Source organism: Aeromonas piscicola (assembly GCF_000820005.1).
GTDB lineage: Bacteria > Pseudomonadota > Gammaproteobacteria > Enterobacterales > Aeromonadaceae > Aeromonas > Aeromonas piscicola.
The window spans coordinates 1-11,039 of record NZ_CDBL01000050.1 but is presented as its reverse complement, the minus strand read 5'-3'; the positions used below and the strand labels follow the sequence as shown (position 1 = coordinate 11,039).

General features: G+C 61.5%; 10 protein-coding genes. 5 read left to right on the top strand and 5 right to left on the bottom strand.

Translation table 11 applies throughout. The features are described 5' to 3' along the window. Nucleotides 1-182: 182 nt before the first annotated feature. The 3 genes from trmL to BN1128_RS10585 all read right to left on the bottom strand — a co-directional run bounded on the left by trmL (nt 183) and on the right by BN1128_RS10585 (nt 2,776). Nucleotides 183-647, bottom strand: coding sequence for a tRNA (uridine(34)/cytosine(34)/5-carboxymethylaminomethyluridine(34)-2'-O)-methyltransferase TrmL (gene trmL, locus BN1128_RS10595; protein ID WP_042868489.1), 465 nt, complete (start codon nt 645-647; stop codon nt 183-185). 81 nt (nt 648-728) lie between these two features. Then, complete coding sequence (locus BN1128_RS10590) at nt 729-2,084, bottom strand: ATP-binding protein (RefSeq protein ID WP_042868487.1); 1,356 nt, start codon at nt 2,082-2,084, stop codon at nt 729-731. Beyond that, the gene (locus BN1128_RS10585; RefSeq protein WP_042868484.1) at nt 2,081-2,776 is read right to left on the bottom strand and encodes a response regulator; all 696 of its coding nucleotides are present in this window, start codon (nt 2,774-2,776) and stop codon (nt 2,081-2,083) included. The genes BN1128_RS10590 and BN1128_RS10585 overlap by 4 nt, the downstream gene beginning before the upstream one ends. Before the next feature lie 85 nt (nt 2,777-2,861). Here BN1128_RS10585 and fieF point away from each other — a divergent pair, with 85 nt between their 5' ends. The 4 genes from fieF to BN1128_RS25870 all read left to right on the top strand — a co-directional run bounded on the left by fieF (nt 2,862) and on the right by BN1128_RS25870 (nt 6,422). Then, on the top strand, nt 2,862-3,773 hold the full coding sequence (gene fieF / locus BN1128_RS10580; protein WP_042868482.1) for a cation efflux pump FieF: 912 nt from the start codon (nt 2,862-2,864) through the stop codon (nt 3,771-3,773). A gap of 8 nt (nt 3,774-3,781) precedes the next feature. Then, complete coding sequence (gene cysE / locus BN1128_RS10575) at nt 3,782-4,561, top strand: serine O-acetyltransferase (protein WP_042868480.1); 780 nt, start codon at nt 3,782-3,784, stop codon at nt 4,559-4,561. Nucleotides 4,562-4,582: 21 nt separating this feature from the next. Continuing rightward, complete coding sequence (locus BN1128_RS10570) at nt 4,583-5,863, top strand: hypothetical protein (protein ID WP_042868478.1); 1,281 nt, start codon at nt 4,583-4,585, stop codon at nt 5,861-5,863. A gap of 349 nt (nt 5,864-6,212) precedes the next feature. After that, the gene (locus BN1128_RS25870) at nt 6,213-6,422 is read left to right on the top strand and encodes a cell division protein ZapB (RefSeq protein WP_042868475.1); all 210 of its coding nucleotides are present in this window, start codon (nt 6,213-6,215) and stop codon (nt 6,420-6,422) included. A 72-nt stretch (nt 6,423-6,494) separates the two neighbouring features. On the opposite strand, the gene elbB is transcribed toward BN1128_RS25870, so the two are convergent. Further along, nucleotides 6,495-7,145: an isoprenoid biosynthesis glyoxalase ElbB gene (gene elbB / locus BN1128_RS10560; protein WP_042868473.1), complete on the bottom strand. Its 651-nt coding sequence runs from the start codon at nt 7,143-7,145 to the stop codon at nt 6,495-6,497. Between the two features lie 400 nt (nt 7,146-7,545). Between elbB and polA the strand changes: the two genes are divergently transcribed. After that, nucleotides 7,546-10,302 carry a DNA polymerase I gene (polA, locus tag BN1128_RS10555; RefSeq protein ID WP_042868471.1) on the top strand — a complete coding sequence of 919 codons (2,757 nt, stop codon included), beginning with the start codon at nt 7,546-7,548 and terminating at the stop codon, nt 10,300-10,302. A gap of 113 nt (nt 10,303-10,415) precedes the next feature. Here polA and BN1128_RS10550 read toward each other — a convergent pair whose 3' ends face one another. Then, nucleotides 10,416-10,979: a gamma carbonic anhydrase family protein gene (locus BN1128_RS10550; RefSeq protein ID WP_244464579.1), complete on the bottom strand. Its 564-nt coding sequence runs from the start codon at nt 10,977-10,979 to the stop codon at nt 10,416-10,418. Nucleotides 10,980-11,039: the final 60 nt, after the last annotated feature.

The following is an 11,039-nucleotide window of genomic DNA, read 5'->3' as shown; positions in this document are numbered from 1 at the left end:
GTCTGACGCTGGGGTGGCTGTGCTGGCAACTGGAGCGCGATGGCCGCCTGTTGCACTCACCCCACGGCATGGAACAGGCCGAGGGCGGGCCGTCATAGCTGGCTGGCATGATTCTGTTGTGAGAGCGGGCCGGGTACGGCCCCACATCACAGGGTCGGCATCATCCGGTTGCGGCCAAGAGCCTAGAGTGAACCCTCATAACCCAGCTGGCGCCAGCTCTCATACACGAATACCGCCACCGCATTGGCGAGGTTCATGCTGCGGCTCTGGGGCAGCATGGGGATGCGCAGCCGCTGCTCGAACGGCAGACTCTCGATGAGCTCCGCTGGCAGGCCACGGCTCTCGGGGCCGAACAGCATGGCGTCACCGGGGGCAAACTGCACGGCCGAATGGGCGGTACTTCCCTTGGTGGTGCAGGCGAATACCCGCTTGGGCGCCACCTCGGCCAGAAAGGCGTCATAGTCAGGCCAGCGCTTCACCTCGGCAAACTCGTGATAATCGAGCCCGGCCCGCTTCACCCGCTTGTCATCCCACTCGAAACCCAGCGGCTCTATCAGGTGTAGCCGGTAGCCGGTGTTGGCGCAGAGACGGATGATGTTGCCGGTGTTGGGCGGGATTTCCGGTTGGTAGAGCACTATGTCGAGCATGGCGGGATCCTGATGGGGGCCGAGATTGGGGCGAAAGGGGCGCCAGCATACCCAGCGCCCGGGTGGATGAAAAGAGGCGACTCAGCCGATGGGCAGGCGGATGGTGATGGTCAGCCCGGCTGGCTGGTTGCTGCTGGCACGTATGGTGCCACCGTGGCGCTGGATCGCCTCCGAGGCGATGGCCAGCCCGAGCCCGGTGCCACCTGTCTTGGCGTTGCGGGCATCATCTACCCGAAAGAAGGGCAGGAACAGCTGGGCCTGCTGCTCCACAGGCACGCCGGGGCCATCGTCGCGTATGGTCATCACCCACTCCCGTCCCTCTCGATACCAGTCCACCTTGATGAACTCGCGTGCGTACTTGAGCGCGTTGCGCAGCGGATTTTCCAGCGCCCGCGCCAGCAGCTCGGGCCACATCCGGATCGACTCGGTCGGCAGGGGCGGCAGCCGCAACTGCTTGCCGCTCTGGTTCGCCTCGAACATGGCGTCGTCCATCATGGGCTCCAGCAGATCCGCCAGCGGCATCACCACGGGCGCCTCCACGTGCTGCTGCACCCGCGACAGGTCGAGCAGATCGCCGATCAGCTTGTCGAGCCGGCCTATCTCAGATTCTATCCGTGCCAGCTCGCTGCTGTCCCCTTGCTTGCGACGGATCAGCGCCTGCGCCAGCTGGATGCGGGTTAGCGGGCTGCGCAGCTCGTGGGAGATGTCGGACAACAGCTGCTTCTGCTTCTGGATCATGTTCTTGAGGGTATCGACCATGTGGCTGACGTGATCCGCCAGCTGGCCGATCTCGTCACGCCGTCCCAGGTTGGGGATCTGCATCTCCAGGTTGCCCTCCGCCAGCTGGGAGACAGACCGCTGCAACTGCAGTATGGGGCGGGTCAGGCGCCACGCCAGCAGCAGGCAGAGCGGGGTGCTGACCAGCATGGCGATGCCCAGGATCTGGATCGGGTGATCCAGGATCTGGATGAACAGAAACAGGTAGGAATTTTCGACATTGAGGCCGAAGTAGACGTGATAGATCTGGCCGCGATGCTCCATCTGGAAGGGGCCGGCGATGGCCCGCTTGTGCTCGCTGCCCAGCATGGGCTTGGCCGGGTTGTCCGAATCAAGCATGAAGCGAACCACGAACTTGCTCAGGCGAGTGGTGGACTGCATCTGGCCTTTCGCATCGCGCAGATAGATGTTGTCCACTGGCAGCAGGCCTGCCGCGTCTATGGCCTGAACCAGATCGAAATCCTGATCGGGATCCGCCCCCTTCTGTAACGCCTCCAGATTGTTGTTCATCCGGGTCATCTCGTGCGCCGGCAAGGGGATGATGTTGCGGGGATCCAGGGTCGGCAGTATCACCACGGCTGCCAACACCACCAGCAGCATGAGCCAGAACCAGAGGAAGATCTGGGTGGAGAGGCCATTGAAGGTGCGGGCCGTGTTCATGCCTGTTCCAGCCACAGATAGCCGCGTCCGCGCACCGTCTTGAAGCGGGGCTGGCCATCGGTGCGCTCCGGCAGCTTCTTGCGCAGGTTGCTCAGGTGCATGTCGATGGCGCGATCGAAGGGCTCCAGCTTCTTGCCGAGCACCTGCTCGGAGAGATGGCTCTTGCTGATGATCTGGCCGGGATTGCGCAGCAGACACTCCAGCAGCCCGAATTCGGTGGCGGTGAGCTCCAGCAGCTGATCACCACTGCTGGCCTGTTGCAGGCCGGGTTGCAGCACCAGATCCATGAAGCGGAGCTCTTCGGAGGTGCCGCCGCGCTGGGGTTGGGCACTCTGGGTCCGGCGCAGTATGGCGCGTACCCGGGCCAGCAGCTCCCTGTCGTCAAATGGCTTGGCGAGATAGTCATCGGCCCCGGCTTCCAGCCCGTTGACCCTGTCCTGGCTGTCGCCACGGGCAGTCAGCATCAGCACCGGGGTGTCGTGGGTCTTGCGCAGTCTGGTCAGCATGGCGAAGCCGTTGAGCCTGGGCATCATCACGTCCAGCAGCACCAGGTTGAAATCCTGCTCGGCCAGTCGCTGCAACCCCTCTTCGCCATCCTCGGCGACGGTGACCTGGAAGCCTTCCAGAGTCAGAATTTCGGTGAGCAGCTGGGTCAGCTCGAGATCGTCGTCGACCAGGAGTATTTTGTGCATCTGAAGTCATTCCGCTGATTTTCGCGCCAAGCCGGCGCAGGGGTCAGGGTATAATAGATTTTTAACCGCAAGAGGAAAGCCGGTTTTGAGCCATCAACAATATTCCCGCTGGGTGACGCTGGCCAGCATTGCCGCCGTCACCACGGCTACCCTGCTTATCACCGGCAAGCTGATCGCCTGGCTCATGACAGATTCATCGAGTCTGCTGGCGTCGCTCACCGACTCCTTCATGGATGTCAGCGCCTCCATCATCAATCTGCTGGCCATTCGCTATGCGCTGGCTCCGGCCGATGACGAGCACCGTTTCGGCCACGGCAAGGCGGAGTCGCTGGCGGGCCTCATCCAGTCCGCGTTTATTTCGGGCTCGGCCCTGCTGCTGGTGATGCACGGCATCTCCTCCTTGCTCAACCAGGCGCCCATATTGCGGCTCGAAGCGGGTCTCTGGGTCAGCGGCGGCTCCATAGTGCTGACCCTGCTGCTGGTCAGTTTCCAGGGCTTTGTCATCCGCAAGACCAACAGCGTGGCCATCAAGGCCGACATGCTGCACTACCGTTCCGACTTGCTGCTCAACGGTGGCGTCTTGCTGGCGCTGGTGTTGGCGGGGCGGGGCTGGTTCTGGGCCGATGGCCTGTTTGCCATCCTGATCGGCCTGTTCCTGCTGTGGGGCGCCATCCATATCGGCTATGAGTCGGTGCAGGCGCTGCTCGATCGTCAGTTGCCAGCCGAAGAACAAGCGAGAATAATGGCCCTCTGCTGTGACGTCGAAGGTGTCCACGGGGTGCATGATCTGCGTACCCGTCAATCCGGTCCGACCCGCTTCGTACAGTTGCATCTGGAACTGGACGATCAGCTCCCTCTGGTCAAGGCCCATCAGATCGCCGATGAAGCCGAACTGGCGGTGCGTCAGGAATTTGAGCGCATGGATGTCATCATTCATATGGACCCCATCTCTGTGGTGCACAAGGAACAGCAAGGCACTCCATCAGAACAACAGTAGGCTGCAACATGGATGATCTGGTTGCCAAAACCTGGCAAAAAATTGAGCGAGAAGCGGCATGCATGGTGACCGAAGAGCCCATGCTGGCCAGCTTCTTTCATTCCACCATTCTCAATCACAAAAACCTGCGCTCGGCCCTCAGCTTCCAGCTGGCCAACAAGCTCGACAGCGCCACCATGCCTGCCATCGCCCTGCGCGAGGTGATCGAGCTGGCTTTGCGCAGCGAGCCCGAGTTGCTGGCGGCAGTGGCGGCCGACATCTGCGCCGTGCAGGAGCGTGACCCTGCAGTCGATCTTTTCTCCACCCCGCTGCTCTACCTCAAGGGCTTTCATGCTCTGCAAGGCTATCGGGTCGCCAACTGGCTGTGGCGCCAGGGGCGTCGCTCGCTGGCACTCTACCTGCAAAACCAGATCTCGGTGGTGTTCGGGGTCGATGTGCACCCGGCGGCGCGGATTGGCAAGGGCATCATGTTTGACCATGCCACCGGCATAGTGGTCGGTGAGACGGCGGTGATCGAGGACGATGTCTCCATCCTGCAGAGCGTGACCCTGGGCGGTACCGGCAAGGAGAGCGGCGATCGCCACCCCAAGATCCGCGAAGGGGTGATGATAGGGGCGGGCGCCAAGGTGCTCGGCAATATCGAAGTGGGGATGGGCGCCAAGATAGGTGCCGGCAGCGTGGTGATCAACCCGGTGCCGCCCCACACCACAGTGGCTGGAGTACCAGCCAAGATTGTGGGCCGCCCGGAGTGCGACAAGCCTTCGCTGGATATGGATCAGTGCCTCTGATCCCCTGACCGAGACGATTCGATGGCCAAGCGCTGGTCAGGTTATCTGATCCTGGGAATGTGGCTGCTCAATCTGCTGCACCTCTATCTGGGATTCTCCCCCTGGCCTGCGGCCATCGCCGCCTGGGCCGCCTCCCTGCTCACCTGGCCCTGGCTGGTGGGGGCGGCCAAACGGCAAGCCCTGGCCCTGTACGGGGCGGCCCTCTTGCTGCTGATCTTCTCCTGGTGGCGGGGCGCCAGCCTCAACCCGGGTGACTGGCTGCTGCCCAACATCAATATGCTCACCATGTTTGCCGCCGTGAGCACCCTCAACCTGGCGACGTCGGGCTTGCTGACCGGCACTGCCTCCTGGTCCGGTCGCAAGGGGCTGTGGAGCACCATGGCCAGCCTCAACCTGCTGGGGGCCGTCATCAACCTCTCCGTGCTGTTCATCATCGGCGATCGGCTGGAGCGGGGCGGCACCCTGGAGCGGCGTCAGGTGATGGTGCTGAGCCGGATCTTCTGTGCCGCCGCCTTCTGGTCCCCCTTCTTCGTCGCCATGGCGGTGGCGCTCACCTATGCCCCCGGTCTGCAACTGTCGAGCATACTGCCATTTGGCGTAGTCGCCGCGCTGCTGGCGATGGGACTGACCGCCTGGCAGGTGGAGCGACTCGGGGTAGAGAACTTTGCCGGCTACCCGCTGCGGTTGCAGACCCTGGGGCTGCCGGTGGCCTTGGCGCTGCTGGTACTGCTGATCAAGCAGATCTGGCCAGGGCTCGGCATTCTGGCGGTGATCGCCCTGGTGGCGCCGCTGCTGGCGTTGCTGTTCATGCCCAGAGCCGGGCGAGGCGCCGCTCTCAAGCGGCAGGTGGTGGAGCGCTTCCCCGCCATTGGCGGCCAGCTGGTGCTGTTTCTGGGGGCCGGGTTGCTGGCCGCCGGCATCAACAGTGCGCTGTCGGTGCTCGAACTCGGAGGCGAGCACGGGCTACCGCTGTTCAACCACTTCGGCTGGCTGGAGTCATCCCTGACCCTGCTGCTGATCCTGCTGGTGGCCATCGTCGGGGTGCATCCGCTCATCAGTATCTCCGGGCTGGCGCCGCTGCTCTGGCCACTGGCGCCGGATCCCAGCCTGCTCGGCATGTGTTTTCTGCTGGGATGGGGGCTGGCGACCGGCACCAGTCCGCTCTCCGGCTCCAACTTGGCGCTGGCGTCCCGCTACAACCTGAGTGCCGGCTTGATCCTGCGCTGGAACCTCCTCTATGGGCTGCTGATGTACGCCGTCGCCTGTCTGTTGCTGGGGGCTTATATCACGCTGCACGGCTGACGGGGTAACCTGGAGGCCGAGCGCGACGCGCGGTAAGGGTTCGCGGTTGGGTGCCTGTTGTTGGGTGCGAGAATCATGCCGTACGGCTGACGGGATAATCTGGAAACCGGGTTCGACGACATGCCCGTGGTCACTGCCTCGGCAAGGGGTTGTCTGTCGGTTGTCAGGGGCTTGTCGCGGTCCGGGCGCAGGATGCGAGAAAAACAGACGCATATTTAGGCAATACATCTATGGAAGGCGCATTTTACAGCGCACTGGCTTGTTTGTGCCGATGCCCTCAGGGTATGCTGGCTTCACGCGCTTGAATCGCCCTCTGTGGGGCATCGCAATTGAACATACAGGTATGCATATGTCACTAGAAGTCCTTGAGCAACTCGAATCCAAAGTACAATCCGCCGTCGACAACATCTCTCTGCTGAAGATGGAGCTGGACGAGCTGAAAGAGCAGAACAACAAGCTGCAAGACGAAAACCATCAGCTGCGCAACGAGCACGTTGCATGGCAGGAGCGTCTGCGTGCCCTGCTGGGCAAGATGGATCAGATGGGCGAAACCATCTAGTCCGCTGCCGGTTGGCAACATTGAAAACGGGCCGCTCCATGAGCGGCCCGTTTGTTTGTGGCGGATCGGGGATCAGAGGGTCAACAGCTGTTTGACCGTCTTCTCGATGCCGTCTGCCGCTTCGACTATGTTGTTGGCCAGCATGTAGGCGGGGGTGGAGATCACCTTGCGCTCCTGATCCACCACGAACTCGTTGACCGGGCAGTTGAGGTGGCTGCCGCCCATGGCTTCTATGGCATTGGCTGTGCCTTCGTCATGGCCTATGGTGGCCAGGGTGCCGGCGCCATAGATGAGCGGGATCATGGCCGGTGCGATGCAGATGTAGGCCGCCGGCTTGCGGGCATTGGCAAAGCTCCGGCACGCCTTCAGCACATCCGGCTGGATCTGGCACCCGGCGCCCTTGGTGGCGAAGTCGCACAGGTTCTTGGCCGCCCCAAAGCCACCTGGCACCAGCAGGGCGTCATAATCGGCCGCATCCAGTTCGGCCACATCCCGGATCTGGCCGCGGCAGATGCGCGCCGCCTCGACCAGCACGTTGCGGCTCTCCCCCTCACTGACGTCACCCGTAAGGTGGTTGACCACATGCAACTGCGCCACGTTCGGGGCGAAGCATTGGGTGGTGGCGCCATGGCGGGCCAGCGCCAGCAGGCTGATGACGGCTTCATGGATCTCGGCCCCGTCAAACACGCCACAGCCACTCAAAATCACGGCCACTTTTTTCATGGCAAACTCCTCGTTGTTGAAAATGTGAGCCAGGATAGATTGTTGTACTTTTGTATGGTTATCGCTCGCCATCCGCTGGTCAAGTCATCTCGCTGTGCTAGGATTGTTTCGTTTTGGATCCTGCCGTACCTACTCCCTTAAATCTTTTTCCACATTGATCGAGATCATTCTAACAGTCTCGCGATCGGTTTTTACGATCTCAATTTACTGTTTTATATGGCTTTTATATTTTTTATGCACAGTTTTATCACTGTGGCTCATACTGCGCCCCATTTTTGAACACAGACTTATCCACAGCTTGAGTCCCTTTGGCTGCCCGTTTATGCTGCTGCGGCACCCCTTGGTGTGAGGGGGGCCCTGTGGCATCCTAGCGGCTGTTTATCTCTGGCAGGACGATTTCATGGCCCCTAGCAATCCCCTTATTCTGGTCGACGGCTCTTCTTATCTTTACCGCGCCTTCTTCGCCTCCCAGCAGGCTGATCTGCGCACATCGACCGGTTTGCCGAGCGGCGCCGTCCGTGTCATGGCCAACATGATGCGCAGCCTGCGCAAGCAATACCCTGACTGCCATGTGGCCGTGGTGTTTGACGCCAAGGGCAAGACCTTCCGCGACGACATCTATCCCGAGTACAAGGCGACCCGTGCCAGCATGCCGGACGATCTGCGCAGCCAGGTCGCCCCCATTCACCAGATGATCAAGGCGATGGGCTTCCCCTTCTTGATGGTCGAAGGCGTCGAGGCCGACGACGTGATCGGCACGCTCGCCCGCCAGGCGACCGAGAAGCAGCTGCCTGTGCTGATCAGCACGGGGGACAAGGACATGGCGCAGCTGGTCTCAGACCACGTCACCCTGATCGACACCATGAAGGATGTGAAAACCGATCGGGAAGGGGTGATCGAGAAGTTTGGCGTGCCGCCGGAGCTCATCATCGACTATCTGGCCCTGATGGGGGACAAGGTCGACAACATCCCCGGCATGACAGGCGTCGGCGAGAAGACGGCGCTGGCCCTGTTGCAGGGGATCGGCAGCATAGACGAGATTGCCGCCAATCTGGACAAGGTGGCGGCCCTCGGCTTCCGCGGCTCCAAGGCGTTCGCCGACAAGTTCCGCGAGCAGGAGGAGCAGGTTCGTCTCTCCTATGTCCTGGCCACCATCAAAACCGATGTCGAGCTGGAACAGAGTCTGGAAGAGCTGCTGCTCAAGCCGGTCGACAAGGAGTCCCTGCTGGCGGTCTATCGCGAATATGAGCTGCGCAACCTGATCAAGGAGCTGGAGTCCGGTGGCGAAGAAGGTGCCGGCCCGGAAGAGGGGGGCGATGACACTACTGCACCGGTTGCCGCCATCGAAACCGACTACCGCTGCATTCTGGACGAGGCAGAGTTTGACGACTGGCTGGCGCAGTTGCAGGCGGCGCCGCTGTTCGCCTTCGATACCGAAACTACCAGCCTTGACTACATGGAGGCGCGCATCGTCGGGGTCTCCTTCGCCGTCGAAGCGGGCAAGGCCGCTTATGTGCCGTTTGGTCACGACTATCTGGGGGCGCCGGTGCAGTTGACCGAAGCCGTGGTGCTGGGCAAGCTCAAGCCGTTGCTGGAAGATCCGACCCGTCTCAAGGTGGGTCAGAACCTCAAGTACGATCGCAACGTGCTGCTCAACCACGACATCGACCTGCAGGGCATCGCCTACGACACCATGCTCGAGTCCTACGTGCTCAACTCCACCGCCAGCCGTCACGACATGGATTCGCTGGCCAAGCGCTACCTCGGGGTCGAGACCACCTCGTTTGAAGATATAGCGGGCAAAGGGGTCAAGCAGCTCACCTTCAACCAGATCGAGCTGGAGCAGGCCGCCCCCTATGCGGCGGAAGATGCCGACATCACCCTGCGTCTGCACCAGACTCTGTGGGGCCAGCTGGAAGCTGTGCCTGGCCTGTGCCAGGTATTCAGCGAAATCGAGCTGCCGCTGCTGCCGGTACTGGCGCGGATGGAATTGCTCGGCACCACCATAGATCCCAAGCTGCTGCACCAGCAGAGCCAGGAGATAGAGCTGCGTCTGGCCGAACTGGAGCGTCAGGCCCATGAGCTGGCCGGGCAGGAGTTCAACCTCTCCTCGCCCAAGCAATTGGGGGAGATCCTCTTCACCAAGCTGGGTCTGCCGATCATCAAGAAGACCCCAAAGGGGGCGCCGTCCACCGCGGAAGAGGTGCTGGCCGAGCTGGCCGAGACCTACGAGCTGCCGCGCCTGCTGATGGAGCACCGGACCCTGGCCAAGCTCAAGTCCACTTATACCGACAAGCTGCCGCTAATGATCAAGCCCCAGACCGGGCGGGTACACACCTCCTATCATCAGGCGGTGGCGGCAACCGGCCGTTTGTCCTCCTCTGACCCTAACCTGCAAAACATTCCGGTGCGCAACGAACAGGGCCGCCGGATCCGGCAGGCCTTCATCCCGAGCGCTGGCTACAAGCTGGTGGCGGCGGACTACTCCCAGATCGAGCTGCGCATCATGGCGCACCTCTCCGGTGACAAGGGGCTGCTGACCGCGTTTGCCGAGGGCAAAGACATCCACAAGGCAACGGCCGCCGAGGTGTTCGGGGTGGCGCTCGATGCGGTTACCACCGACATGCGCCGCAGCGCCAAGGCGATAAACTTTGGCCTCATCTATGGCATGAGCGCTTTCGGTCTGGCCAAACAGCTGGGGATCGGTCGCGCCGAGGCGCAGAAGTACATGGATCTCTACTTCGAACGCTACCCGGGCGTGCTGGAATATATGGAGCGCACCCGTCAGCAGGCGGAAGCGCAGGGCTATGTCGAGACCCTGTTTGGCCGTCGCCTCTATCTGCCGGATATCAAGTCCCGCAACGCCGGTCTGCGCAAGGCTGCCGAGCGGGCCGCGATCAACGCCCCCATGCAGGGGACGGCCGCCGACATCATCAAGCGCGCCATGATCAACGTGGATGGCTGGATCCGCGGGATCGAGGATGAGTCGATCCGCATGCTGATGCAGGTACACGATGAACTGGTGTTCGAGATCCGCGAAGAGAAGCTGGAGGAGTACGTCGCCATCATCAAGGAGAAGATGTCGGCGGCGGCCGAGCTGCATGTCCCCCTGCTGGTCGAAGCGGGGACCGGCGATAACTGGGATCAGGCTCACTAACGCTTTGCACTCTGTTGCTGTATGGATAGCTATATAAGAAGAGAAGCCCGGCATCGCGCCGGGCTTCCTGTTTACAGATTACAGATTACAGATTACAGATTACAGAGCGTGTATCAGTCCTCTTGCAGGTACTCGTCCTTGAGCAGGACATAGTTGTCGGCCGAGGTCTTGAGAAACGTGATCTCGGCAGGCTTGAGCGCCCGGGCTTGTTTGACCGGGTTGCCCATATAGAGGAAGCCGGCTTCGAGTCGCTTGCCCGGTGGCACCAGACTGCCGGCGCCTATCATCACATCATCTTCTACCACTACCCCATCCAGAATGATGGCACCCATGCCGACCAGCACCCGATTGCCTATGGTGCAGCCGTGCAGCATGGCCTTGTGGCCGACGGTGACATCTTCCCCGATCAACAGCGGATAGCCGCCAGGATTGCTGGCACTCTTGCGAGTGAGGTGCAGCACTGTGCCATCCTGAATATTGCTGCGAGCCCCGATGCGTATGTGGTTCACATCACCCCGGGCCGCCACCATGGGCCAGATGCTGGCATCGTCTGCCAGCTCTATATCTCCCACCAGGGTGGCGCAGGGGTCTACATATACTCGTTTGCCCAGTTGCGGGCGTTTTCCCTTGTAAGGTCTTAGTCGCAAGTCCATCTTGGCCTCCTTGTTTTCGGCCATTCTAGCAATCCAGAGCTTGTTTCTGTGGATAAGTTTGTATAAAAGCTGTGGTTGGTTATG

Bases quoted from the DNA above. Each gene is read 5' to 3' on its own strand.
- BN1128_RS10570 (WP_042868478.1), top strand. From the start codon at position 4,583: ATGGCCAAGCGCTGGTCAGGTTATCTGATCCTGGGAATGTGGCTGCTC.
- BN1128_RS10550 (WP_244464579.1), bottom strand. From the start codon at position 10,979: ATGGCCGAAAACAAGGAGGCCAAGATGGACTTGCGACTAAGACCTTAC.
- trmL (WP_042868489.1), bottom strand. From the start codon at position 647: ATGCTCGACATAGTGCTCTACCAACCGGAAATCCCGCCCAACACCGGC.
- BN1128_RS10590 (WP_042868487.1), bottom strand. From the start codon at position 2,084: ATGAACACGGCCCGCACCTTCAATGGCCTCTCCACCCAGATCTTCCTC.
- cysE (WP_042868480.1), top strand. From the start codon at position 3,782: ATGGATGATCTGGTTGCCAAAACCTGGCAAAAAATTGAGCGAGAAGCG.
- BN1128_RS10585 (WP_042868484.1), bottom strand. From the start codon at position 2,776: ATGCACAAAATACTCCTGGTCGACGACGATCTCGAGCTGACCCAGCTG.
- BN1128_RS25870 (WP_042868475.1), top strand. From the start codon at position 6,213: ATGTCACTAGAAGTCCTTGAGCAACTCGAATCCAAAGTACAATCCGCC.
- elbB (WP_042868473.1), bottom strand. From the start codon at position 7,145: ATGAAAAAAGTGGCCGTGATTTTGAGTGGCTGTGGCGTGTTTGACGGG.
- polA (WP_042868471.1), top strand. From the start codon at position 7,546: ATGGCCCCTAGCAATCCCCTTATTCTGGTCGACGGCTCTTCTTATCTT.